This is a genomic window from Alkalihalobacillus phoenicis, assembly GCF_047302405.1.
Classification (GTDB): Bacteria; Bacillota; Bacilli; order Bacillales; family Bacillaceae_D; genus Alkalihalobacillus.
In genome coordinates this window covers 4025552-4051433 of record NZ_CP154853.1, presented here as the reverse complement: position 1 = coordinate 4051433, position 25882 = coordinate 4025552, and the positions used below count along the sequence as shown (strand labels likewise).

Below are 25882 nucleotides of genomic sequence, written 5' to 3'. Positions count from 1 at the left end.
GGGGATGAAAGGATGCAAGTTGTTGGTGTTACCACTCAGCATGAAGTGTATGTGGCTTCAAAAGAACATAAATTTCGAATGAATGAAATGGTTGTCATTGAAGATGACCATCTTAACCAACCAAAAGGAGAGGTTGTCGAAACATTTTCCTATAATCGTTATATTCCCATGGGGTTTGATAAAGGGTTAGTTGATGATCAAGTTTTAAAAACGCTTGAGCATATTGGGTATGATATTGGGGCTGATGATATTCATTTGGCTAAAGTCCGTTTGTTTGAAGAGGCGATTCAACCATTACAAACAGGGGCTCATGTGAGACATCCTGAGTTTTATGAGATTGAATCATTATTAGTGACAACAACAGCCAAAAAAGGCATGGTTTTAGGCGAAGTGAAGTCAACTGATTATGTCGCTGAGACGCTACCTGATCATTTACAAGGACTTGTGTCGATCCAAGAAAATGATATAAAGAGGGAGCAACAAGGGATTCCGTTTATATTTGATATTCGAGCGATGCAACAATATCCACATATTGGTGTATTTGGTGGCTCTGGTTCAGGGAAGTCTTTTGGATTACGTGTCATGTTAGAGGAACTCATGAAATTGCAAATTCCAACGCTTGTATTTGACCCGCATTTTGAAATGGATTTTTCCGTACAAACAGAAGGGATAGGAACGGTTCCAAACTATAAGCAACGTTATATGGTCGTGCAAATTGGACGTGATGTCGGCGTCGACTTCTCAGCGTTGTCAACGCGTGATGTGGAGCGTTTACTTGCTGCATCAGGAGCATTAACAGAATCGATGATTAATGTCATTCAATCTGTGCATAAACGTAAAGATAGTTACCAATCTTTTAGTGATCGCACCGCCAATTTAGCAGAGGCACTTGAGCTTGGCAAACAAAAACTTGAGTCGATTTTACATGATGGTGGAATGACAAGGGATGAGCTGCAACGATATCATACATTTAAAAAGCTTTTAGACCAATATGGCAGTTTGCCGCTCTCTTCTGTAAAGGGAATTCAATGGCGAATGAATCGCCTCTATCAGGCTGGGCTTTTTCAACATAATATTCGAGCGATTGAGCAAGGGATTCAGGCGGGACAGTTGGTTGTTGTACAAGGAGCGGTCTGGCTCTTGCAAGTTTTTTCAAGCTATGTCATTGGATCCTTGTACGGGAAGCGTCGCTCTTATAAAGATGCAAGGTTACAGCAACAACAAGGTGAGTTTTTTCCACCATTTGTAATAGTAACAGATGAGGCTCATAATTTTGCTCCTAAAGGCTATGAATCGCCTGCTAAGTCTGTCTTAAAAGAAATTGCTCAAGAAGGACGGAAATATGGGGTATTTCTGATTTTTGCGACACAAAGACCGACTTTATTAGATGAGACGATTACAGCACAGCTCAATTCTAAATTTGTCTTTCGAACGGTTCGTGGGACTGATATTCAGACAATCAAGGAAGAAACCGATTTAACGGCAGAAGAAGGCAAACGACTTCCCTACTTACGTTCGGGCGATGTTTTTGTTTCCTCAGCCATTATCGGGAGAACGATGGCGGTTCGGATTCGACTTGCCCACTCTTCAAGCCCACATACATTAAATCCTTTTGATGAGTTAAATGAAATGAAAGAAACGGATACGGAGAGTTTAATGGAAGCATTAGACGACTTTCTTCCATTAACTGAAATTCAACTTATGAATCAGCTGTCTGAGCTTAATCAAAAAACATCCAAGTCATGGGATGTGAAGGAATGGAAAAATAAGCTCAAGAGTTTAAGCATGGAAGGGCATTTAAAGGAAAACAAAACACCATTTGCCCATATTTATGATCGCCCTTGACCATCTCATTAGGTTCTCCGAATAAAAAGAAGTCTTCTCTGAGAAAATCAAAGGTAATTAGAATTCTATGTAAACAGTCATTCATAGGCACAAACTGTTTCTTTATGAACCAAAGCGGAGCGAGGAGGCTCCCGATTCACCCGCGGAACGCGTAGGGCATGCAGCTTATACTAACTAATCTAACCATATTTTAACGAGTGTAGACCGTTTTTCAGTGGCCACGTGAAGCTCGATTCCGTAAATTTGGATATGAGTGTTAAGTCGATTTGTCCAACGAATAGTGAATGCCTTTTAGCAAAGTATTTGATCGTTTGAGACAATAGAAATCGTGTGAATCTTTTAATCGATTATTTAGGATTACTTAATTGATTGTTAGGTATATTTTGGGTACAATTATGGAAAGATTGATTTATATAGGATTCCGATGAAGAGATGAGTATAATACCTAGATTTATGAGCAGGTGATGCACAGAGAGCCGGGGAAGCTGAAAACCGGTATAAATCAGTGTTAGAAGATGGTCTCGGGAGGAACTTACATTCGAGTGCCTCGTAAAAGGCATAAGGGTGTAACGTAGCTGGCGTTAACAGATTTGTCAAATGACATTTAGAGCCCTTTTTATGTTTTACGAAGGGGAAATTGGGTGGTACCACGTGAGAAACGCTCTCGTCCCATGTTGGATGAGGGCTTTTTGTATTGTTTTTAACTTGAAATTATGAGGAGGCGTCTATTTTGACAGCAGAAAAGAAAAGTTTTTATATTACAACCCCAATCTACTATCCAAGTGATAAGCTTCATATTGGCCATGCGTATACAACGGTTGCAGGGGATGCGATGGCAAGATATAAGCGTATTCGTGGTTATGATGTTCGTTATTTAACAGGGACAGATGAGCATGGACAAAAAATTGAACAAAAAGCCGAAGCAAAAGGGCAAACACCAAAAGAGTTTGTTGATGAAATTGTCGCAGGCATCCAGCAATTATGGAAAAAACTTGATATCTCTTACGATGATTTTATTCGAACAACCGAAGTGCGTCATAAGGAAATCGTCGCCCAAATTTTTGAGCGTTTCCTCGAGCAGGGAGATATTTATTTAGATGAGTATGAAGGCTGGTATTCAGTTCCAGATGAAACGTTCTATACAGAACTGCAATTAGTCGACCCAATTAAAGATGAGAATGGACAGATTATTGGCGGGAAAAGTCCTGATAGTGGTCACCCAGTTGAGAAAGTTCGGGAGGAATCTTATTTCTTCAGAATGAGTAAATACGCCGACCGTCTGCTAAAGTACTATGAAGACAATCCAACCTTTATTCAACCTGAATCGCGTAAAAAAGAAATGATTAATAATTTCATTAAACCAGGCTTAGAGGATTTAGCTGTATCGAGAACGTCCTATTCTTGGGGCGTTCAAGTGCCAAGCAATCCAAAACATGTGATTTACGTTTGGATTGATGCCCTTTGTAACTATATTACGGCCTTAGATTATGGAAAAGAAAATGATAGCTTGTATCAAAAATATTGGTCAGCAGATGTTCATTTAGTTGGAAAAGAAATTGTCCGTTTCCATACGATTTATTGGCCAATCATGTTAATGGCTCTTGATTTACCATTACCTAAAAAAGTATTTGGTCATGGGTGGTTATTAATGAAAGACGGAAAGATGTCTAAATCAAAAGGAAATGTGGTCGATCCGGTTCCATTAATCGATCGTTACGGCCTTGATGCTCTTCGTTATTATTTATTAAGAGAAGTTCCGTTTGGTTCAGATGGGACATTTACACCAGAAGGATTTGTGGACCGTGTTAATTTCGATTTAGCGAATGATTTAGGAAACCTTTTAAATCGTACGGTCGCGATGATTGATAAATATTTTGATGGAGAAATTCCAGCGTATGTTAAAGATGCGACGCCATTTGATGCCCCTCTTCTAGACCTTGTTGACGCTACCGTGAAAAAAGTGGAAGATTCAATGGAAGAGATGGAGTTTTCGGTCGCTTTAACGGCAATTTGGCAAATGGTGAGTCGAACAAATAAATATATTGATGAAACTCAACCATGGCTACTTGCAAAGGACGAGTCGAAAAAAGAAGAGCTTGGTTCTGTTATGAATCATTTGGCCGAGTCGCTTCGTTACATCTCGATTTTAATTCAACCGTTCTTAACGGAAACCCCTGCAAAAATTTGGTCTCAACTAGGGATTACAGAAGAGCAAACAACATGGGATTCCTTATCACAGTTTGGTCAATTAAACGCTGGGACAAAAGTAGAAAAAGGCAACCCAATTTTTCCTCGTTTAGATGTAAAAGAAGAAGTTGGTCATATTGTTTCCCAGATGGGGGGCGTTTTGTTATCAGAAGATGAACAGAAGGAAAAAGCAATTGAGCCAGTTGTAAAAGACAATGAAATTACAATTGATGATTTTACGAAGGTAGAACTTCATGTCGCTGAAGTATTAAAAGCGGAACAAGTTGAAGGAGCCGACCGTTTATTAAAAATTCAGCTTGATGTTGGGTTTGAACAAAGACAGGTTGTTTCTGGTATCGCAAAATATTATAAACCAGAAGAGCTAGTCGGTAAAAAAGTCATTTGTGTAACAAATTTAAAGCCAGTGAAATTACGTGGTGAACTCTCACAAGGGATGATTTTAGCTGGATCTAAAGGAAAGAAGCTCCAACTCGCTACAGTGGATGGATCATTACCAAATGGGGCAAAAGTAAAGTAATTGTAATCTAATTGTTATATAGAGAGAAGATCACTCTTCTCTCTATTGTTATTTCAGAATATTATTTTGGGGTGATAGTTTGTTAAAGGAGTGGTATGAATGTTTTTTGATACACATGTTCATCTGAATGCCGATCAATTTGATGATGATCTAGAGGAAGTCATTCAGAGGGCAGAAAGGGCCGGTGTGAAAGAGATGGTTGTCGTCGGCTTTGACGAGAAGACCATTAATCGAGCTCTTGACTTAATAGAAAAATACGATTATCTCTATGCCGCAGTTGGTTGGCACCCGGTTGATGCGATTGATATGACGGAGAAGCATTTAAAATGGTTGGAGGAACTTGCTGCTCATCCGAAAGTGGTCGCCCTAGGAGAAATGGGGTTAGATTATCATTGGGACAAGTCGCCAAAAGAGATTCAAAAAGAAGTCTTTCGTAAACAAATAGCATTAGCTAAAAAGGTTCAACTACCTATTATCATCCATAATCGAGATGCGGATCAAGATGTTGTTGATATTTTGAGAGAAGAAAAGGCTGAAGAAGTCGGTGGAATTATGCATTGCTTTGGTGGGAGTGTAGAAATAGCCACCCAATGCTTAGATATGAACTTTTACATTTCTTTAGGAGGGCCTGTAACATTTAAAAATGCGAAGCGTCCAAAGGTAATTGCAAAAGAAGTTCCACTAGAGCGTTTGTTAATTGAAACAGACTGCCCTTATCTTGCTCCTCATCCATTTCGTGGAAAAAGAAACGAACCTGCTTATGTGGAATTAGTTGCCAAAGAAATCGCTGAATTGCGCGAGATGAGTGTAGAAGAAGTTGCTTTGCAAACGAGAGAAAACGCAAAAAAAATATTTAAGATTAAATAAACGAGTAAATGGACCAAGGTCAGGTCCATTTTTTTGTTCGATTTTTGTTGTAATATAGATTACATCTTCATTACAATTTGACAAATGGTGTAGGATTTTAAAGGTGTGTGATGTATTAGTTTAATAGGGTTTTTGTCGTATTTTGTATATGCTTGTCCTCTTTTTGCTAAATTCGTTTTCGTTCTACAATTTCGACGTTATACATACAGTGGACGTGTCGATATTTTTTTATTTCCCTCGTTCGAAATTTGGTGGATAATGAACAGCATGCGGGAGAGATATGAAAATATAAAGTTGACAAAAGAGGAGGTCAGTGTTTATAATTCGGACGTTGAGAGAGAGGAGTTTATGACATGGTAGCAAACATACGTAATCTTCTACCAGGTAAGCTTACTGGAAAGGGATTATTCATCTCCGTCATTAGTCTCATTCTCTTCGTTGGCGTAATTATTTACGCTGTATACGAGGTGACAAAGGCCACGGTTGAAATTAGCATTGATGGCGAAGTAGAGAGATATGATACACACGCTAGCACACTTGCTAATTTCATGATGGAGCAAAACTGGAATGTCCAAGAGCATGATCTTATAGAACCAGCACTTGATACGGAAATTACTGGGAACATGGAAGTCGTTTGGAAGAAGGCGAAGGAAGTGTTTGTAACGATTGACGGGCAAGAAGAGACAGTATGGACGACCAGAGATACAATTGAACAACTTCTTGAAGATTTAGATATAGCATATAAGGAACATGATGTGATACAACCAGTCCTTACAACAACCATAACGGAAAATTTGGAGGTACAATATGAATCGGCCTTCCAAGTCGTGTTAACGAGTGACGGGGAACAACAAGAGTTTTGGACAACTTCGACGACTGTCGCTGACTTTTTAGAAAAAGAAGATGTGTCTTTAGGTGAACTTGATCGTGTGGAACCAGCACTCGAGGAAAAGCTAGAGCAAGAAGCACAAGTTAAAGTTGTGCGGGTAGAAAAAGTCACCGATGTAGTGGAAGAAACGGTCTCTTTTGGTACAGTGACTAAAAAAGACAATACACTTGAAAACGGAAAAGAGAAAGTCGTGGATGAAGGCGAAGAGGGAAAAGTTGAAAAACACTATGAAGTCGTGTTTGAAGACGGTGAAGAAGTATCCCGAGAGCTTGTGAAGGAAGAGACAGTGAAAGAAAGTGCCGATCGTGTGATTGCGGTTGGGACGAAACCAGAACCTGTCCAAGTTGCTAGAAGTTCCACACCATCATCTTCTAACCAATCAAGTAGTAATAATAAGAGTGAGTCCAGCCAATCAAGTAGTTCAGCATCTGATAACAAGACGTTTACGGTAACGGCTACGGCGTATACAGCTGGCTGTAACGGTTGTAGTGGCGTCACAGCAACAGGCATTAATTTAAAAAATAATCCTAATATGAAAGTCATTGCCGTTGATCCGAACGTCATCCCGTTAGGTAGCCGTGTTGAAGTGGAAGGCTATGGCGTGGCGATTGCTGGTGACACTGGTGGTTCCATTAGCGGAAATAAAATTGATGTTCACGTTCCAACAAAGGCAGAAGCCCAACGTTGGGGCCGCAAACAAGTGAAGATAACCATTCTGGATTAAGCTTATATGTAAAGTACAGGGCAGTAGCTCTGTGCTTTTCTTTTTTAGTGGTTTCGAAAACCCCTGGCTATGCCGGGGGTTCTAAAAAGCTTCAAGCGTGGTATTAAAAAAAAACCTCACTTCATGGTAGGATAAAGTTGGTTTCCCGACCGCTTCATCGCACCAAAGAAGGAGGTATGCCCTGTGAAGGACATGAATAGTTTAGCACACACAACATGGAATTGTAAGTATCACATCGTGTTTGCACCAAAATACAGAAGACAAATCATCTATGGAAAATACAAAAAAAGTATCGGACAGATCATAAGAGATTTATGTGAAAGAAAAGGGGTCGTGATTCATGAAGCAAATGCTTGTCCGGATCACATCCATATGTTAGTAAGTATTCCGCCGAAGTTAAGTGTGTCACAATTCATGGGGTACTTAAAAGGGAAAAGTAGTCTCATGATATTTGATCGACATGCCAATTTGAAGTATCGCTACGGGAACAGGAAGTTTTGGTGTAGAGGCTTCTATGTTGATACAGTGGGAAGAAACAAGAAGCAGATACAAGAATACATTAGGAATCAGCTAAAAGAAGACTATATGGGTGATCAGTTATCATTGTTCGAAGACTATGACCCGTTTACCGGAGAGAAAAATAAGAAGAGATAAAGAAATTCTTTAGAATTAGTGGGTGAATGTGGTGCAAAAGGGAAACCGGTTCAGTGGGCCTTTAAGGCCTAGGCCGGTAAGAAAGGCTTTCAGCCGCAGAGTAAACCACCAGTTCACACTGGTGGTTTTGATTGCTCTTTTGGAGTCTCTTTTGGCGATTATTACTTTGGATGTCGTTCACAGTTGTATGGACGGGGTTGATGTGTAAAAAGAGACGGAAAAACACCGACAAACAGAGAAAGTCTAGCTAAGTAACTCAACTTTCGCAGCATATAATTGACCCTTAACAGTTGATAGAGATTGACTTTAGGGCGATACAAGACTCAAATGGACTTTACATGAACGGTTCAATCGTTGACAGCCTGAACACATCTCTTCGTAGGCTGTTGAAGGAAACTGTTCAGTAAAATTAAGAGCTTCGGCTGTCGCTCCCAAAACCATACTCCGCGTCCTGCGGGAACCTTGCGAGCCTCCTCGGCAAGCCTTGCGGGGTCTCGCTCCACGGTTTATTCCCGCGGGAGTCTTCGTATGGTTTTGTCCGCTAAGTGTCGTGGAGAGGCTTGATGATAGGGCCATTCTCAATCAGCTATTTTTAACGCAGAAGGACCTTCTTCTTCACTTTGTTGGTTATGAAACTAAATAGGGAGTTGCCACCTATTTTTTCCTAAGTCTGTAGTCATGAAAAGACAGGATAAACAAGCTCGATCATCTAGCTAATGTACAGAGCATCAACACTGATTTGTTTACAACTGTAACGGAATTAGTCATGGAAGGAGAAAAATCATTCTCAAGCTACTGTACTTTGAAGTAAGGACTATTTTTTTATTCAATGAGAAAACTGAACCTAGATTCGATTCCATGATCTAGCGGACAAACAGACACGGAGACTCCCGCAGGAATAAACCGTCCAATGAGACCCCGCAAGCGTGAAACGCTGAGGAGGCTCATGAGGTTCCGGCAGGACGCGGAGTGTCTGTTTGGGAGCGACAGCCGGAGGGCAGCATATTATTTTTTTCTTGATGCACAGTTTATCCGTTTTGTGTGATAGTACGTTCTCGCTTTTCAAACGGGTCAAGGGCATATGTTTAAGAGCTTCCCTTTCGCTCTGCCAACTAGTTGGCAGAGCGAAAGTTGAGTAAGTAATATTCTGTATTTTTGCCGCTAGTAGGAACTTTTCATAAAAAATGATAAACTAAAGAAACTATTTTGTTGATTAATCAAGTACAATCTGGTGGCTTAATGTTTGGGAAGGCCATTTCGGTTTAAACTGTAAGGAGCAAACAAATGAAAATCAAAGAGGTAATCGTTGTCGAAGGTCGAGATGATACGGTAGCGATAAAAAGAGCGGTCGATGCTGATACGATTGAAACAAATGGTTCGGCTGTTAATGAGTCAGTGCTCATTAAGATCGAGCTAGCTCAGGAGCGTAGAGGTGTGATTATTCTAACAGATCCTGATTATCCAGGAGAGAGAATACGAAAAATTATTAGTGCGAGAGTAAGTGGGTGCAAACATGCTTTCCTCCCTAAAAAAGAAGCTCTTTCAAAAAAAGGAAATAATTTAGGGGTTGAAAATGCGACACCTGAAGCGATTCGTAAAGCACTTGAAATGGTAAGGGAAGAGTATGAAGAGCCGGCTGAACAAATATCAAAACAAGATTTATTACAAGCAGGTTTAATAGCAGGGGCGAAAGCTAAAAGTAGACGTGAGCGATTAGGAGAACGGCTCGGTATTGGTTATGCGAATGGAAAGCAGCTTTATAACAGATTACGTACGTTTCATATTAGTTCCCAAGAATTCGCCAAAGCTCTTAAGGATGTTTATTTAGAGGAGGAAAATTGATGAAAGACATTGCAACACCAGCAAGGACGCGCGAGATATTAGAAAAATATGGGTTTCATTTCAAAAAAAGTTTAGGACAAAATTTCTTAATTGATACGAACATTTTACATAATATCGTGGCAGCTGCTCAGTTAACACCGGATTCAGGTGTGATTGAGGTTGGTCCTGGTATCGGGGCTTTAACAGAACAAGTTGCCAAGAAGGCGAAAAAAGTTGTGTCTTTTGAAATTGACCAGCGTTTGTTACCTGTATTAAAAGAGACATTGGCTCCATATCCACACGCTGAAATTATTCATTCAGATGTATTAAAGGCCAATTTAAAAGAGACGATTGAAGAGAAGTTTGAGCAAGGGCAGGATCTAATGGTCGTTGCCAATTTACCGTATTATGTGACGACCCCAATTTTAATGAAATTGTTAGAAGAGAAGCTGCCTATCCGCGGAATCGTCGTCATGATCCAGTCAGAGGTTGCGGAGCGTATTTCAGCGAAGCCAGGAACAAAGGAGTATGGTTCATTATCAATAGCCGCTCAATTTTATGCGAAGGCTGAAAAAATGATGACTGTACCAGCTTCTGTTTTTGTGCCGAAACCAAAAGTGGATTCAGCCGTTTTGCGTCTGACAATTCGTGAAGAACCACCCGTTCAGGTTCAAGATGAAGAGTTCTTTTTTAAAGTTTTCCATTCGAGTTTTGCCAATCGCCGTAAAACGTTATTAAACAACCTCATTCATAATTTAGCCTCGAAGGAACAAAAACCTGAGGTGGAAAAAGCATTAGAACAAGCGGGAATTGACGGGAGACGTCGGGGCGAAACGTTATCGATGGAGGAGTTTGCCACATTAAGCGATGCTTTATTAGAGCACCTAAGATAAGGACGGCTAGATATTGTTAGCCATAAAGCGGTTTTTACGGGTGTACTCGTAGGAGACCGCTTTTTTGGTGTGCAGAGGAAATTATATAGTTTTTAATATGAGGAGAAGCCAAAGAGGTGGTAATGAATCCTAAAGTAGAAAAAAGCCGAGCTAGAGGGGATTCGGCGTGTAATGGATGGTAAAGCATGAAAAAAAGCCGAAATAGCGGGGATTCGGCGTGTAATGAATGGTAAAGCGTGAAAGAAAGCCGAGCTAGAGAGAATTCGGCATATAACGAATGGTAAAAGCATGAAAAAAGCCGAGCTAGCGGGAATTCGGCGTGTAACGAATGGTAAAGCGTGAAAAAAAGCCGAGCTAGTTTAAACACGGCGTTATATGAATCCTAAAGCACAAAAATAAGCTGAGGTTCCTTACTCAGCTTATCGCGATATCTTTCCAATTCTTTTCTTTTTGTCGAGCTTACGTTAAAATATGTGGTCGTATTTATATCTTATGTCATCATTTTTTATTGGGTGGTTCTTCTTACTTGATATACCTTAAGAATAACCGTCCATCTTTTTAGGGTCAGCCCTGCCCACAGGACGTCGCGAATTTAGCGTTGTTCATTAGTGTTCTCACTTGTGAACAAACGCCTTCCGCTTTTCGTTGTCCGGCTACAGTCAGCAGGAACTCGGGAAAAATCGCCCATCCTTAGGAAGTCAAAGAGCGACTTCCACGGCTGTTCTTATTTTTCCTCGTTCCTAACCGCTTCCTTTCGCTCTTCATTGTCTAGCTGCAGGCGTTACAAGTTCGAGAAAAATCGGTCTGCCTATAAAGTCAAAAAGCGACTTTTTAGTCAGCCCTGTATTTTTTCTCACTTGTGAACAAACGTCTTTCGCTCTTCTTTTCAATTCACAGTTTTGTTGTTTCTGTCATAGCCTATGGGAGAGGGAGGCGTATCGATGAAAATTAAAGTAGGCGATATTGTGGCTCGTCATTCCTATAAATGTGATGTGTTTTTTCGTGTGATAAAAATGGTAGATGGTCAGGCAGAATTGGCCGGAGAAGATATGCGCTTGCTAGCGGATGCTCCTCTAGAGGATTTAAAGCTTGTCTCTGCCGAGGAGCGTATTAAAAAAAGAGAGCAAGTAAAAGAAGTTGAGGAAAAGTCGTACCGTTTGTTTCGGCAAGATGCTAAGTTGATGAAGCAACGGAGTGAATATGAGGGAACAGACCACTATAATACTGAACCATCTTATTTTGAGCTTAGAGGTCGTGTTTTGCATATAGATGGGGATAGTTTTTATTTGAGAAAATGCACGGAGTTGTATCAGAAGTTAGGTATACCGGTTTATGGAGTCCACCTTCAGGAAAAGGAAATGCCTGAGCAATTGGAATCTTTGCTTGAAATGGTGCAACCAGATATCCTTGTCATTACAGGTCATGACGCTTATGTGAAATCAAAAGGAGAGGAAGAAGAAGTTCGAGCTTATCGCCATACGAAGTATTTTGCTGAATGTGTGAGGATTGCTCGGAAGTTCTGTCCGCATCGGGACCAGCTTGTTATTTTTGCTGGGGCTTGTCAGTCTCATTTTGAAACATTAATTAAGGCAGGAGCGAATTTTGCAAGCTCTCCAGAAAGAATTAATATTCATGCCTTAGATCCGGTTTATATCGTCGCTAAAGTGAGTTTAACGTCATTTATGGAACATGTAGGGTTATGGGATGTGATTCGCAATACGATTACGGGAGATAAAGGTCTCGGCGGAATTGAAACCCGTGGAGTCATGCGTATTGGTCTTCCATATATAAAAAACCAAAAAGATAAATAATAAGAACTGTCTCATATGGTCGATAACTTGGACCGATGTGACAGTTTTTTTGTAGGGAAGATAGTCAGACGAAGGTACTGTAGCTTTAGAGTTCAAGTAAAAAAGTTCACGCCCCCCTTAATTAATTACATTATTTGAAGAAATTATAAAAAAGGTTAAATATTAATATAAACCGGCACTAAGCGACTTTATTTTAACGAGGATATGATTTTCTAATAAATGGAAGCGTATTCATACATATTTTTCATGATATAGACCAAAATATAGAAATAATAGAAGCAAAATAAATTTTTAGGGGTCTTTCGGACGAAAGTTGTTGACAACATTCTTGTCCAATTGATATAATTTAAAATTTATTTGACTTTTTTTGTAGGATGGTGTAAAATAGTAATTGAGTGAGGTGGGGTGTACAAATGGGAAAAACGTTGGTAGACATCAAGCGAGCTTTAGATGCAAATGTTGGAAAACGAATTACAATTAAGGCGAACGGTGGGCGTCGTAAAACGATGGAACGGTCTGGTCTTCTTGAGGAAACATATCCTTCAGTGTTCATCGTCAAATTAGATGAACAACAAAATGCGTTTGAACGCGTTTCTTATAGTTATGCAGACGTTTTAACAGAATCTGTAGAATTAATGTTTTGTGAAGAAGGCGAAAATGGGGCTATAAGGGCATAAGTGCATCACACAACTTCTTGTATTTAGTAAATACAGGAAGTTTATTTTTTTTTTATGAAGACATACTAAAGGTGTCGTTGTTCCTTATTAAAAAAAGGGGTTGTTTTCCTTGAGTAGAAGAAGAGGAGTCATGTCTGAACCATTTAAAGAAGAATTGGCGAAAGAGCTTGGTTTCTATGATACCGTACAAAAGGAAGGTTGGGGCGGTATACGAGCAAGAGATGCAGGGAATATGGTTAAACGTGCCATAGAAATTGCTGAAGGGCAGTTAGCGAACCAACGACAGTCAAAATAATATAGGTCAACGACAAGAATCTATCTCAAAAGGGTTTCCTTTTGGGATAGGTTTTCTTTTTGAATAAAAACAGAAATATCATCGGCGATAAGTTTATAACTCAACTTCCGCATCGAGAAAATCCGTTCAACTAGTTGGCAGAGCGAAAGGGAAGCTCTTAAACAAATGCCTTTGACACGTTTGAAAAGCGAGAACGAACTATCACACAAAACGGATAAACTGTGCATCAAGAAAAAAATAATATGCTGCCCTCCGGCTGTCGCTCCCAAACAGACACTCCGCGTCCTGCCGGAACCTCATGAGCCTCCTCAGCGTTTCACGCTTGCGGGGTCTCATTGGACGGTTTATTCCGGCGGGAGTCTCCGTGTCTGTTTGTCCGCTAGATCATGGAATCGAATCTAGGTTCAGTTTTCTCATTGAATAAAAAATAGTCCTTACTTCAAAGTACAGTAGCTTGAGAATGATTTTTCTCCTTCCATGACTAATTCCGTTACAGTTGTAAACAAATCAGTGTGGATGCTCTGTACATTAGCTAGATGATCGAGCTTGTTTATCCTGTCTTTTCATGACTACAGACTTAGGAAAAAATAGGTGGCAACTCCCTATTTAGTTTCATAACCAACAAAGGGAAGAAGAAGGTCCTTCTGCGTTAAAAATAGCTGATTTGGAAAGAGCCCTATCATCAAGCATCTCCCCTACACTTAGCGGACAAAACCATACGGAGACTCCCGCAGGAATAAACCGAGCTTACTGAAAAAGTCTTATTCTCACCTTTACCGGGGAAGAATCTCAAATAATTAGGTGATTCATTAGATGATCTATTATGGCTCAGCTGGTTTTTCTTTGACCAAAACGGAGCCAGCGGAATACCCGGAGACTCCTGCGGGAGAAGTGAAACACGGGAGACCCCGCAGCGATGAGTGAGGAGGCTCCCGGTTCACCCGCGGAACGCGTAGGGTATGCAGCTGGCGGAGTAAGCCAAATCATCCAACCCTATTGTAACTCACAGAACTTTTTCAGTGGCCTCGAATAAACCGAGGAGGCTCGCCAGGTTCTCGGCAAGGACGCGGAGTATGGTTTTGGTAGCGACCGCCGAAGCTCTTCATTTTACTGCACAGTTTCCTTCAACAGCAAACGAAGAGATGTGTTCAGACTGTCAACGATTGAGTCGTTCATGTAAAGTCAATCTCTATCAACGGTTAAGGGTCAATCATACGCTGCGAAAGTTGAGTTTATAAATTATCAGATAATTAAATTATTTAGCGGTGGAAGGTTTAAACTTTCTTGTAGGTGGAATAATAATACTACCAATCAATCATAAGGAGTGTTGATAATGAGTTTACAAGAATATATTGAATCGATTAATGAGATGTTAGAGAATGCAAAAGAAGAAACGGTTGAAAAGTTATCTTAAATCTATGTATCTATAAATTAAAAAGACTAGAATGAAACTCCCTTTAGCGAATAATTCATTAAAGGGAGAATTTTTTGTCTAACGATCACATGAATTTTGGGTGGGGAAGTTCTTTATGGCTTGTTTGTATTGAAGGTGGTATGTTGATTAAACAAGTGATAAAATAACGTAAGCAAATGGAAACTATAGAAGGTGACGATATTGAAGTATTCGATTAAAGCCCCAGCGAAAATTAATTTGACGCTTGATACATTGAAAAAACGCTCAGATGGTTATCATGAAGTAGAGATGATTATGACAACGGTTGATTTAGCTGATCGACTTGATTTATCCGATCGAGAGGATGGAAAGATTGTCATTGATGTGTCTGAAGGTTTTGTTCCGAATGATCATCGTAACTTAGCCTATCAAGCAGCTGATATATTAAGAAAGCACTGTAACATTACTCGTGGTGTTTCGATCTATATTACAAAAAGGATCCCTGTATCTGCTGGATTAGCAGGTGGAAGTAGTGATGCGGCGGCTACTCTAAAAGGTCTCAACCAACTGTGGTCTCTAGGTCTTAGTTTAGATGAACTTGCAGAGCTAGGAGCAAAAATTGGTTCTGATATTCCTTTTTGTATTTATGGTGGTACCGCTTTGGCTACAGGAAGAGGAGAGAAAATTGAAAAGATTGCCTCGCCTCCACCATGTTGGGTAATATTAGCTAAACCGCCTATCGGTGTATCCACAGCAGACATATACAATCGTTTAAACGTGGGTGAGATTGTACACCCTAATACACCAGAAATGATACAAGCGATAGAAAATCAAGACTTTCAAAGCATCTGTGCGGGGCTTCATAATACATTAGAAAGTGTGACCCTTGATTTATATCCAGAGGTGAGAAAGATCAAAGAGCAAATGCTTAAATTCGGGGCTGATGGTGTCTTGATGAGTGGAAGTGGACCAACTGTTTTTGGGCTTGTGCAAAAAGAGTCTCGTTTAAATCGTGTATACAATGGATTAAAAGGATTTTGTAGTGATGTGTATGCGGTTCGTCTACTTGGCTAAAAGACTTGATAAAATCCGTACATTAATGGTATGTTTATTATAAATATTCGGATTTCGTGGAGGTATTATGAAAAAACTGAAAAGAAGTGGAAGATTAGTGGACATGACCTATTTTCTTCTACAACATCCACACGAGGTAATTTCACTTACTCATTTTGCGGAGCGTTATCAGTCGGCGAAGTCTTCGATCAGTGAAGATCTAGTAATCGTCAAAGATATATTTGAAGATGAAGGTTATGGCTCTTTATTAACGATCCCAGGAGCAAGTGGGGGAGTAAAGTATATTCCTAAAGTAGGCAAGGAGGAAGCGGTTGAATTAGTCAATACAATCATTGAACAATTGGCTGTTTCTGATCGAATTTTACCTGGTGGATACTTGTATATGATGGATGTGTTAGGAAGTCCACGATTTAATAAGGCGGTTGGTCGCTTATTTGCCGGGGCTCTTGCTAATAAAAAAATCGACGCCGTTTTAACAGTCGCAACGAAAGGAATTCCTCTCGCTTATGCGGTAGCAGACTATTTAAATGTTCCTGTAAGTATCATTCGTAGAGACCATCGAGTTACAGAGGGATCAATGGTTAGTATTAACTATGTTTCTGGCTCTTCTAATCGAATTCAAACGATGACTTTAGCAAGAAGAAGTATTGCTCCTGGAGCTAGGGTTTTTATTGTTGATGATTTTATGAAGGCTGGTGGTACGATCCGTGGTATGATCGATTTATTAGCTGAATTTGAAGCGGAATTAGTTGGAATCGGTGTTCTCGTTGAATCAGTAGAGGTAGAAGAAAAATTAGTTGATGAATATATTTCGTTAACTAGAATTTCTGATATAAATGTACAAGAAAAAATGATTAAAGTTGAGGCAGGCAATGTATTGGACCAGCTTGCTTCTATACCAAAGGGGGATAATCACTCATGAAGAAAGTTTATACGAAAGAAGCACCAGATGCGATTGGACCATACTCACAAGGAATTGTCGTCAATAATTTATTTTTTAGTTCAGGTCAAATTCCGTTAAAGGCAGATGGCGATTTGGTAAATGGCGATGTCCAAGAACAAACTCATCAAGTATTCCAAAATTTAAAAGCAGTTTTAAAAGAAGCGGGTTCTTCACTTGAACAAGTAGTGAAGGCGACTGTGTTTATTAAAAATATGGATGAGTTTCCGTTAATTAATGAAGTGTACGGAGAATATTTTTCAGAGCATAAACCTGCCCGCTCTTGTGTAGAAGTGGCAAGACTCCCTAAAGATGTGCTAGTGGAGATTGAGGTTATTGCACTTGTGACAACATAAATTATCATAATTAGGCTGTGCTAAGGTCATTAAATGGACTTTAGCACAGCTTTTTTTGGTTATTAGTCCATATTGATTAGGTCCAAAAATAAAAAATTGATAAAAAAGGAGAATTTTTCTCATTTTTAAGAAGGATTTCCTAAATTGATCTCGAAATGTAATTACAAGAATAATCAAAATATAGGTGGTGGCCCCAACATGCAAGTAACTGACGTGAGATTACGTAGAGTCAACACAGAAGGCAGAATGCGTGCAATTGCCTCGATTACGATAGACCATGAGTTTGTTGTCCATGATATTCGTGTTATTGACGGCAATAATGGATTATTTGTGGCAATGCCTAGTAAACGTACTCCAGATGGAGAATTTCGTGATATTGCTCACCCAATTTCTTCTCAAACACGTGAGAAAATTCAAACAGCTGTGTTAGAAGAGTATGAAAGAGTTGGAGAGTTTGATGGAATTGAATATGAAGAAGCCGGTGCTTCTTAAACAATAAGTCTCACTATTTACAGTGAGGCTTTTTTTTGCTTAGTAATATGTGGTAGTGGGATACCGGAAGACTCCTGTAGAAATAGTGATATACTAGAAGGAGTTTTCAGTGGTTTATCCTAGTTTGGTATAAATTCAAATTATTAGAAGAGTTACTTAAATTAACCCTATATATGTATTTTGCGTGACACTGTACTCACCAAAAAAAATCAGGTTCGCTTTCACCTTGAAATAGAAGCGATTTTGAGATATATTCGTAATGGAAAAAAAGGTTCGTTTGGGAGGATGCAATGAGTAATCGATATGCTATTATATTAGCAGCAGGTCAAGGTACACGTATGAAATCGAAGCTGTACAAAGTCCTTCATCCTGTTTGTGGAAAACCAATGGTTCAGCATGTAGTGGATCAAGTAAATCGTGTAGGCTTTGACGAAAAGATAGCCATTGTAGGTCATGGTGCAGAAGTCGTTCAAGAAGTGCTTGGTGATCAAGTTTCTTATGTTGTTCAAGAGAAGCAATTAGGGACCGGTCATGCTGTGATGCAAGCGGAACAATTATTAGCGGATAAAAAAGGTACAACAGTTGTTTTATGTGGAGATACACCACTTTTAACAGAAGAGACGATTGACCAGTTACTACAAGCTCATGAAAAGGAATCAGCAAAAATTACTGTATTAACGGCCATTGCTGATGAGCCTACTGGGTATGGAAGGGTCATCCGAAATCAAAAAGGATTTGTTGAACGAATTGTTGAACATAAAGATGCGTCAGAAGCAGAAAGAAAAGTGAACGAAATCAATACAGGGACTTACTGTTTTGATAATGAAACATTGTTTGCGGCCTTACAAAAAGTGGGGAATAACAATGCTCAAGGTGAATATTATTTGCCAGACGTCATTGAGATTGTTCAATCAAATGGTGGTAAAGTTGCCGCTTATCAAGCCAACACGATGGAAGAAACAATGGGTATTAATGACCGTGTCGCTCTCAGTGCGGCAGAAGCGGTTATGAAAAAAAGAACAAATGAAAAATGGATGAGAGCTGGGGTTACGATTATCGACCCAAATCAAACGTATATTTCAACAGATGCTATGATTGGTGCAGACACGGTTATTTATCCAGGAACGATGATTGATGGTGAGACGATTATTGGTGCGGACTGTGTAATTGGACCTAATAGTGAATTAAAAAATAGCCGTATTGGAAATAGGACGGTCATAAGACAATCCGTTGTTTCGGATAGTGAGATTGGTGAAGAAGTACAAGTTGGTCCTTTTGCCCATATTAGACCTCAATCTATTTTGAAAGATGAGGTAAAAATAGGGAATTTTGTTGAGGTGAAAAAAGCAACCATCGGTAAAGGAAGTAAAGCCTCCCATTTGAGCTATATTGGTGATGCCGAAATCGGTGAAGATGTGAACTTTGGTTGTGGAGCGATTACGGTTAACTATGATGGAAAAAGCAAGTATTTAACCAAGGTTGAAGATAGAGCATTTATTGGTTGTAATGCTAATTTAATTGCACCCGTTACAGTTGGGGCGGATACATTAGTTGCTGCAGGATCAACGATTACGGATGACGTACCAAGTCATGCGTTATCGATTGCGCGTGCACGACAAACAAACAAAGAAAATTATCAGAAATAACTTTATCTGAACGAAAATTGTGGAGGGAACGACATGCCTAAATATAGCGATCCAAGTTTAAAGGTTTTTACGTTAAATTCTAATAAAGGGTTAGCCCATGAAATAACTGAACATATTGGTGTGACAATGGGTAAAAGTTCAGTTATGCGTTTTAGTGATGGGGAAGTTCAAATCAACATTGAAGAAAGTATTCGTGGTTGTGATGTTTATTTAATCCAATCGACGTCAGCTCCGGCAAATGAGCATATTATGGAACTATTAATTATGATTGACGCATTGAAGAGAGCATCGGCTAAAACGATTAATATCGTCATGCCTTATTATGGATATGCACGTCAAGATCGTAAAGCTCGTGCTCGTGAGCCAATTACTTCTAAACTTGTAGCGAACTTATTAGAGACGGCTGGTGCGACTCGTGTTTTAACTTTGGATTTACATGCCACTCAAATTCAAGGATTCTTTGATATTCCAGTTGATCAATTAATGGGTGTTCCTATTTTATCTGATTACTTTAAAGCAAAACAATTAGAAGATGTTGTAATCGTTTCTCCTGACCACGGTGGTGTAGTACGTGCTCGTAAAATGGCGGACCGTTTAAAAGCACCGATTGCGATTATTGATAAGCGTCGTCCGAAACCGAATGTATCTGAAGTTATGAATATCGTTGGTCACATTGAAGGAAAAACCGCGATTATAATTGATGATATTATTGATACAGCTGGAACGATTACTTTAGCTGCAAATGCTTTAATTGAGCATGGGGCAAAAGAAGTATATGCTTGCTGTACACACCCTGTTTTATCAGGTCCAGCAATTGAACGTATTAAAAACTCTAAAATTAAAGAGCTAGTCGTGACTAATTCAATTGTTTTACCAGAAGATAAACAAATCGATAAAATCACACCGTTATCGGTTGGGCCACTTATGGCAGAGGCGATTATTCGTGTCCATGAACATGCTTCAGTCAGTACATTATTTGATTAAGCACTAGAAACTTCCAGTATTTTTTTGAAAACGGGTTTGAATCTCATTGATTAGGGGAACACATATGTAGAGAGAATATTTGTGTAAATCTAACTTGAGGTGATAAAAATGGCTACAGTATTAAAAGCAAATCGACGTGAAAACTTACAAGGTTCTACGACAAGAAAGTTACGTACAGAAGGCTTTTTACCAGGTGTTTTATATGGAAATAAAATTGATAGTCAACCCGTATCCGTCGAGTCTGTTGAATTTTTAAAAACAGTTCGTGAAGTGGGGAAAAACGGAATTTTCTCATTGGACGTAGATGGAGGCAAAAAACATCAAGTCATGCTATATGATTTACAGACGGATCCTATCAAAAATGAGTTTGTTCATGCTGATTTTTTTGAAGTCGATATGACATCTGAAATTGAAGCTGAGGTTTCCATTCATTTAATAGGAGACTCACCTGGAGCAAATGCAGGTGGAATCGTTGCTCATATGATGCATACTGTTGTTGTACATTGTTTACCTTCAGACATTCCAGAAAACATCGAAGTCGATATTTCATCTTTACATATCGGTGATGCCATCCAAATTGCCGATATCCGTGATCGAGTTTCTGTCGACATTAAAAATGAAGATGAGGAAACGATCGTAACCGTCCAGGCTCCTGCAGCAGAAGTCGATCCAGACGAACCAGTAGAGGCTGAGGCAGAACCAGAAGTAATTAATGAAAAATCTGACGATGAATAAGTAACATTTACTTAAAAACATGATAAAATAAATCGTAAAAGGTATAGTCTTCTGACTATACCTTTTACTGAATGAACGAGTGTTAGGGGCGGTATTCAATGAAGTTAATCGTTGGGCTAGGAAATCCAGGCGAAAAATATGCAGGAACAAGGCATAATATTGGTTTTGATATCATTGATTCGTGTGCGAAAACATTAGGGATTGAACTGAATCAAGCAAAATTTAAAGGGATCTATGGTACCGGTGTCGTTAATGGCGAGAAGGTGTACTTATTAAAACCGCTTACATATATGAATTTATCAGGTGAATCGGTTAGACCTTTAATGGATTATTTTCAGATTCCACTAGAAGATCTAGTGGTTATATATGATGACTTAGATTTACCTGCTGGAAAAATTCGTTTAAGAAAAAAAGGAAGTGCTGGTGGGCATAATGGTATTAAATCATTAATCCAACATTTGGGAACACAGGAATTTAACCGAATTCGTGTTGGGGTAGATCGACCGAAAAACGGGGAACCAATTGTTCAGTATGTTTTAGGGAAGTATCATCCAGATGAACGTCAAGCCATCGCTGAATCGATTGAACAAGCAACTAAGGCGGTTGAAGCTTGGACGAGTGCTTCTTTTTTAGAAGTGATGAATAAGTTTAATTAAGTGGTCGAATAGCCTCCGTAAAACTAGTTCATACTAATCATAAAAAAACTTCTTTCAAAAAAAGAGACAGTAATAATGTTTACTGGATTCATTCGTCTAACCATCTATTTGCGAATAATAAACGTACAGATGGAAGATTCACTTTATTTGCAAGGGGGAACTAGTTATAATCAAAGGAGGGTTGCCAATGGCGATCTTTTACCAATGCCGCCATTGTGAGATGAAAATTGGCCAAATTGATGAGAAAAAAGTGGATAGTTTAACTCTTGGTTTTGATCAGCTAAATCCAGAAGAACGAGAGAACGTGTTAGCTTATCAAACAAATGGAGATATACAAGTGAAAACGATTTGTGAAGATTGTTTTGATGCGTTAACGATTAATCCAACCTTCCATGAAATCGATTCATTTATTCAATAATCTGTAACGATTCTAACTTTTTCGTCATGTACGGGAATAAGTAGAAGAGCAGAGAAGCTTTGGCAAACAAGCCAAAGCGTTTTTCTGTTCATTTGTCGCACTATTCATTCTTTGATAATAAAAGGGTTTATCTAAGCAAAAAGGAATATATATAAGCTTTAAAGAGTACGTTTTATGTATCAGCACAGGTTAAAAAAGTGTAAAAAAATGTTTGTTTTTCTAGTGTTGAAAAGGAATGTTAGTAGGGAATGTGGATGTCTTTTTATAAAGCGATCGAATCTAAAGATTGAGGAATCATGTTGAAAGCAGGGGGAAAAGGATGTTAGGATTGCAAAATTATATTAGGAATAATGAGGAGATTAGAGCGGTTGTAGATGGAATCGATTCTAGCTTAAGAGAACAGTTGCTTTCAGGGCTATCTGGTTCGGCAAGAACAGTTGTCATGGCAACGCTTTATCGAGAAACAAAGCGTTCTCAATTAGTTGTGACCCATAATCTATACCAAGCTCAAAAGTTATATGAGGATTTAGTGGAGCTTATGTCAGAAGAAGAAGTTCTGCTCTATCCAGTTAATGAATTAATATCAGCTGAAATCGCGATCGCCAGTCCAGAGATGAAAGCTCAGCGAATCGATGTTTTAAATAAATTAATAAGTGGTTTTAAAGGAATCGTCATCGTGCCTCTTGCAGGGATGAGGCGTTTATTACCTCCGGCTTCATACTGGCGTCTGAGCCAGCTTCATTTAAAAAGAGCTGATGATATTGGTGAAATTCATACTTTGTTAGAAAAGTTAATTACCATAGGTTTTGAACGTGTTGATATGGTGAGTTCCCCAGGTGAAGTCAGTGTTCGTGGTGGGATTGTTGATATATATCCTTTAACGGAAAGTGATCCGATTCGATTGGAGTTATTTGATACAGAGATTGACTCAATTCGAACATTTTCCATTGATGATCAGCGTTCAAAAGAAGAACTTGCAGAAATCACAATTGGTCCGGCTGAAGAAATCTTATTATACAAAGATGATTATGAGCGTGCGAGTGTAGCCTTATCGGAATTAATGCATGCAAGTATTAAAAAAGTAAGAAAAACGGAAACAAAAGAAAAGATCTCTCGTCATATTTCGTATGAAATTGGACAGTTAAAACAACAGACTCCATTTCAAGGTATGTATAAATATATGGCTATTTATTACGATGCCATTCATTCGATTATTTCGTATATGGAAGAGGATACGGTCGTCTTTGTGGACGAGATGAGTCGGGTCAAAGAAATGGCAGAATCCTTACAAAAAGAAGAAGCGGGGTGGAGTACCGCTTTATTAGAGCAAGGAGAAATTGTTCATGGTGTAACATTATCAGTCGATGCCATTGAAGAATTAAGAAAGTCAACTTTTCCACTTAATTATTTATCGTTATTTATTAAACATGTGCCATCAACGAATCCACAAAATATTGTTAATTTTAATTGTAAATCGATGCAGCATTTTCATGGACAGATGCAATTGCTCGAATCGGAATTAAAAAGGTGGCAAGTGGCAGGATATGCGATTGTTTTTATGGCCGGAACAAAAGAGCGAGTGAATCGTTTATCCTTGAATTTAGAGGAAGAAGGAATAGACGTTCGAGTCGTTGAGCAAAAAACAGAGCTCACAAATGGTATGGTTCATGTTATGACGGGAACGTTGCATAGCGGATTTGAACTCCCTCTTCAAAAGCTGATTGTCATAACAGAGGAAGAAGTGTTTACAAAACAGACGAAAAGGGCCCCAAGAAAACAAAAAATCTCCAATGCCGAACGTATTAAGAGCTATTCAGAGTTAAAAGTTGGTGATTTAATCGTTCATACTAATCATGGGATCGGAAAATATTTAGGGGTCGAAACATTAGAGTTTAATGGTTTGCATAAAGATTATTTGCATTTACGTTATGCAGGTAACGATAAGCTCTATGTTCCAGTTGAACAAATTGACCAAGTTCAAAAATATGTCGGCTCGGAAGAAAAGGAGCCGAAAATTTATGCTCTTGGTGGGAGTGACTGGAAAAAGGTTAAGAAGAAGGTCCAATCCTCTGTTGAAGATATTGCCGATGATTTAATTAAACTATATGCGGAAAGGGAAGCGAGTAAAGGATACGCTTTTAGTAAAGATGGTCCTGAACAAGCGGAATTTGAATCGTCCTTCCAATATAGGGAAACCGAAGATCAGTCAAGAACGATCGAAGAAATTAAAGAGGATATGGAAAAAGAAAGACCAATGGATCGTCTTTTATGTGGCGATGTAGGGTATGGAAAAACGGAAGTCGCAATTCGAGCGGCTTTTAAAGCAATTAATGATGGGAAACAAGTCGCGATTCTTGTTCCAACAACGATCTTGGCTCAACAGCATTATGAAACAATTAAGGAACGTTTTTCGGAGTACGCAATTAACATTGGCGTCTTAAGTCGTTTCCGTTCAAGAAAAGAACAAACAACGACATTAAAAGGCTTAAAGGCTGGTTCAATCGATCTCGTCGTTGGGACGCACCGACTTTTATCCAAGGACGTCGTATTTAAAGATTTAGGTTTATTAATCGTCGATGAGGAACAACGATTTGGCGTTACGCATAAAGAGAAAATTAAAACGTTGAAGGCGAATATTGATGTTTTAACATTAACGGCGACGCCAATCCCAAGAACATTGCATATGTCGATGTTAGGAGTACGTGATTTATCTGTTATAGAAACACCTCCAGAAAATCGTTTTCCCGTCCAAACATACGTTGTTGAAAATAATGCAGCCCTTATTCGAGAGGCGATTGAACGAGAGTTGACACGTGGTGGCCAAATCTATTTCTTATATAACCGAGTGGAAGACATTGAGCGAATGACGGAGCAAATCTCAAGCTTAGTCCCAGATGCCAAGGTTAGTTATGCTCATGGTCAAATGAATGAGCGTGAGTTAGAAGCAGTGATCCTTGATTTCTTAGAAGGAAATAGTGATGTGCTCGTGACGACGACGATCATTGAGACAGGTGTAGACATTCCGAATGTAAATACGTTGATTATTCATGATGCTGATAAAATGGGACTATCACAGCTTTATCAAATTCGTGGACGAGTTGGACGATCTAATCGGGTCGCGTATGCTTATTTTACGTATCAACGGGATAAGGTTTTATCTGAAGTCGCCGAAAAAAGATTACAGGCGATCAAGGAGTTTACGGAGCTCGGCTCAGGATTTAAGATTGCGATGCGTGACTTAACGATTCGGGGAGCGGGTAACTTGTTAGGTTCCCAGCAACATGGCTTTATTGAGTCGGTTGGTTTTGATTTGTATTCTCAAATGCTCAAAGAAGCGATTGAAGAACGTAAAGGCGATAAACCAAAGGAAAAACCATTCCATGTAGAGCTCGATGTCAAAATAGACGCTTATATTCCAGAGTCGTATATAAAAGATGCGAAACAAAAAATTGAGATGTATAAACGTGTAAAAGGAATCGAGGAAATAAAAGAACTTCAAGATTTACAAGATGAAATGATTGACCGCTTTGGCGACTATCCGAAAAACGTCGAATACTTATTACGTTTAACAAAAATTAAGCTGTTATCAAACGATTTAAAAGTAGAACAAATTGTAGAGAGCAAAGATTCGATTCAGATGTTATTAGCGGAAGAGAGCTCAAGTATGATTGATGGAACGAAATTGTTTGAGATCGTCAATAAATTAGGTCGAGAGGTTTCATTAGGAACATCTGGTCAGAAAATTAAATTTGCGATTAAAACGAAGACGTTAAATGATGACCAGATTGTCGACTATCTTGAACAAATTGTCGTTGGAATTCAAAAGGCTCGTAAAAGAAAAGTACAGCAATCGTCCTAAAGTTTCTGTTTAGAGCACTAAATGATGTTGGTGTTTCCTAGTTTTGTAAGAAAATGTGGTTAAAAAACGCAAAATAAGAAAACAAATTCATAAATTGGTGAATAGTTCTTCCGAGTAGAAAGATAATA

General features: G+C 39.1%; 20 protein-coding genes and 1 other annotated feature. All 20 genes read left to right on the top strand.

Annotated elements, in window-relative coordinates:
• Positions 1–12: 12 nt before the first annotated feature.
• The 20 genes from AA0017_RS19100 to mfd all read left to right on the top strand — a co-directional run bounded on the left by AA0017_RS19100 (position 13) and on the right by mfd (position 25754).
• Positions 13–1845 (top strand): ATP-binding protein, encoded by a 1833-nt coding sequence (locus AA0017_RS19100; RefSeq protein WP_413377027.1) that lies wholly within the window; start codon positions 13–15, stop codon positions 1843–1845.
• A gap of 415 nt (positions 1846–2260) precedes the next feature.
• Positions 2261–2520 (top strand) — a binding site (T-box leader).
• Positions 2521–2575: 55 nt separating this feature from the next.
• Positions 2576–4570, top strand: a complete 1995-nt coding sequence (gene metG, locus AA0017_RS19095) for a methionine--tRNA ligase (protein ID WP_413377025.1) — start codon at positions 2576–2578, stop codon at positions 4568–4570.
• Between the two features lie 99 nt (positions 4571–4669).
• On the top strand, positions 4670–5437 hold the full coding sequence (locus AA0017_RS19090) for a TatD family hydrolase (protein ID WP_413377023.1): 768 nt from the start codon (positions 4670–4672) through the stop codon (positions 5435–5437).
• A 353-nt stretch (positions 5438–5790) separates the two neighbouring features.
• Positions 5791–7050, top strand: coding sequence for a ubiquitin-like domain-containing protein (locus AA0017_RS19085; protein ID WP_413377021.1), 1260 nt, complete (start codon positions 5791–5793; stop codon positions 7048–7050).
• Positions 7051–7242: 192 nt separating this feature from the next.
• Positions 7243–7704, top strand: coding sequence for an IS200/IS605 family transposase (tnpA, locus tag AA0017_RS19080; protein ID WP_413382362.1), 462 nt, complete (start codon positions 7243–7245; stop codon positions 7702–7704).
• 1284 nt (positions 7705–8988) lie between these two features.
• The gene (gene rnmV, locus AA0017_RS19075) at positions 8989–9546 is read left to right on the top strand and encodes a ribonuclease M5 (protein WP_413377019.1); all 558 of its coding nucleotides are present in this window, start codon (positions 8989–8991) and stop codon (positions 9544–9546) included.
• Positions 9543–10418, top strand: coding sequence for a 16S rRNA (adenine(1518)-N(6)/adenine(1519)-N(6))-dimethyltransferase RsmA (rsmA, locus tag AA0017_RS19070; RefSeq protein WP_413377017.1), 876 nt, complete (start codon positions 9543–9545; stop codon positions 10416–10418). The genes rnmV and rsmA overlap by 4 nt, the downstream gene beginning before the upstream one ends.
• A gap of 941 nt (positions 10419–11359) precedes the next feature.
• Positions 11360–12229, top strand: coding sequence for a sporulation peptidase YabG (gene yabG, locus AA0017_RS19065; RefSeq protein WP_413377015.1), 870 nt, complete (start codon positions 11360–11362; stop codon positions 12227–12229).
• Between the two features lie 413 nt (positions 12230–12642).
• Positions 12643–12906: a biofilm formation stimulator Veg gene (gene veg / locus AA0017_RS19060; RefSeq protein WP_413377013.1), complete on the top strand. Its 264-nt coding sequence runs from the start codon at positions 12643–12645 to the stop codon at positions 12904–12906.
• A gap of 109 nt (positions 12907–13015) precedes the next feature.
• Positions 13016–13201: a small, acid-soluble spore protein, alpha/beta type gene (locus AA0017_RS19055; protein WP_413377012.1), complete on the top strand. Its 186-nt coding sequence runs from the start codon at positions 13016–13018 to the stop codon at positions 13199–13201.
• Between the two features lie 1615 nt (positions 13202–14816).
• Positions 14817–15668, top strand: coding sequence for a 4-(cytidine 5'-diphospho)-2-C-methyl-D-erythritol kinase (gene ispE, locus AA0017_RS19050; RefSeq protein WP_413377010.1), 852 nt, complete (start codon positions 14817–14819; stop codon positions 15666–15668).
• A gap of 67 nt (positions 15669–15735) precedes the next feature.
• Positions 15736–16590 (top strand): pur operon repressor, encoded by an 855-nt coding sequence (gene purR / locus AA0017_RS19045; RefSeq protein WP_413377008.1) that lies wholly within the window; start codon positions 15736–15738, stop codon positions 16588–16590.
• Positions 16587–16964 carry a RidA family protein gene (locus tag AA0017_RS19040; RefSeq protein WP_413377006.1) on the top strand — a complete coding sequence of 126 codons (378 nt, stop codon included), beginning with the start codon at positions 16587–16589 and terminating at the stop codon, positions 16962–16964. Before purR ends, AA0017_RS19040 begins: the two co-directional genes overlap by 4 nt.
• A 198-nt stretch (positions 16965–17162) precedes the next feature.
• On the top strand, positions 17163–17456 hold the full coding sequence (gene spoVG / locus AA0017_RS19035) for a septation regulator SpoVG (protein WP_045487693.1): 294 nt from the start codon (positions 17163–17165) through the stop codon (positions 17454–17456).
• Positions 17457–17746: 290 nt separating this feature from the next.
• Positions 17747–19102 carry a bifunctional UDP-N-acetylglucosamine diphosphorylase/glucosamine-1-phosphate N-acetyltransferase GlmU gene (gene glmU, locus AA0017_RS19030; protein ID WP_413377004.1) on the top strand — a complete coding sequence of 452 codons (1356 nt, stop codon included), beginning with the start codon at positions 17747–17749 and terminating at the stop codon, positions 19100–19102.
• Positions 19103–19135: 33 nt separating this feature from the next.
• Positions 19136–20086: a ribose-phosphate diphosphokinase gene (locus AA0017_RS19025; RefSeq protein WP_413377003.1), complete on the top strand. Its 951-nt coding sequence runs from the start codon at positions 19136–19138 to the stop codon at positions 20084–20086.
• Between the two features lie 108 nt (positions 20087–20194).
• Positions 20195–20821 (top strand): 50S ribosomal protein L25/general stress protein Ctc, encoded by a 627-nt coding sequence (locus tag AA0017_RS19020; RefSeq protein WP_413377001.1) that lies wholly within the window; start codon positions 20195–20197, stop codon positions 20819–20821.
• Positions 20822–20919: 98 nt separating this feature from the next.
• Positions 20920–21477 (top strand): aminoacyl-tRNA hydrolase, encoded by a 558-nt coding sequence (pth, locus tag AA0017_RS19015; protein ID WP_413376999.1) that lies wholly within the window; start codon positions 20920–20922, stop codon positions 21475–21477.
• A 187-nt stretch (positions 21478–21664) separates the two neighbouring features.
• Positions 21665–21895 (top strand): anti-sigma-F factor Fin, encoded by a 231-nt coding sequence (locus AA0017_RS19010; protein ID WP_413376997.1) that lies wholly within the window; start codon positions 21665–21667, stop codon positions 21893–21895.
• A 319-nt stretch (positions 21896–22214) separates the two neighbouring features.
• Positions 22215–25754 carry a transcription-repair coupling factor gene (gene mfd / locus AA0017_RS19005; RefSeq protein WP_413376995.1) on the top strand — a complete coding sequence of 1180 codons (3540 nt, stop codon included), beginning with the start codon at positions 22215–22217 and terminating at the stop codon, positions 25752–25754.
• Positions 25755–25882 lie beyond the last annotated feature (128 nt).

Coding starts and splice junctions, on each gene's coding strand:
- rnmV (WP_413377019.1), top strand. CDS start 8,989: ATGAAAATCAAAGAGGTAATCGTTGTCGAAGGTCGAGATGATACGGTA.
- AA0017_RS19010 (WP_413376997.1), top strand. CDS start 21,665: ATGGCGATCTTTTACCAATGCCGCCATTGTGAGATGAAAATTGGCCAA.
- AA0017_RS19100 (WP_413377027.1), top strand. CDS start 13: ATGCAAGTTGTTGGTGTTACCACTCAGCATGAAGTGTATGTGGCTTCA.
- AA0017_RS19085 (WP_413377021.1), top strand. CDS start 5,791: ATGGTAGCAAACATACGTAATCTTCTACCAGGTAAGCTTACTGGAAAG.
- glmU (WP_413377004.1), top strand. CDS start 17,747: ATGAGTAATCGATATGCTATTATATTAGCAGCAGGTCAAGGTACACGT.
- veg (WP_413377013.1), top strand. CDS start 12,643: ATGGGAAAAACGTTGGTAGACATCAAGCGAGCTTTAGATGCAAATGTT.
- AA0017_RS19040 (WP_413377006.1), top strand. CDS start 16,587: ATGAAGAAAGTTTATACGAAAGAAGCACCAGATGCGATTGGACCATAC.
- yabG (WP_413377015.1), top strand. CDS start 11,360: ATGAAAATTAAAGTAGGCGATATTGTGGCTCGTCATTCCTATAAATGT.
- AA0017_RS19020 (WP_413377001.1), top strand. CDS start 20,195: ATGGCTACAGTATTAAAAGCAAATCGACGTGAAAACTTACAAGGTTCT.
- mfd (WP_413376995.1), top strand. CDS start 22,215: ATGTTAGGATTGCAAAATTATATTAGGAATAATGAGGAGATTAGAGCG.
- spoVG (WP_045487693.1), top strand. CDS start 17,163: ATGCAAGTAACTGACGTGAGATTACGTAGAGTCAACACAGAAGGCAGA.
- purR (WP_413377008.1), top strand. CDS start 15,736: ATGAAAAAACTGAAAAGAAGTGGAAGATTAGTGGACATGACCTATTTT.
- AA0017_RS19090 (WP_413377023.1), top strand. CDS start 4,670: ATGTTTTTTGATACACATGTTCATCTGAATGCCGATCAATTTGATGAT.
- tnpA (WP_413382362.1), top strand. CDS start 7,243: ATGAATAGTTTAGCACACACAACATGGAATTGTAAGTATCACATCGTG.
- pth (WP_413376999.1), top strand. CDS start 20,920: ATGAAGTTAATCGTTGGGCTAGGAAATCCAGGCGAAAAATATGCAGGA.
- AA0017_RS19025 (WP_413377003.1), top strand. CDS start 19,136: ATGCCTAAATATAGCGATCCAAGTTTAAAGGTTTTTACGTTAAATTCT.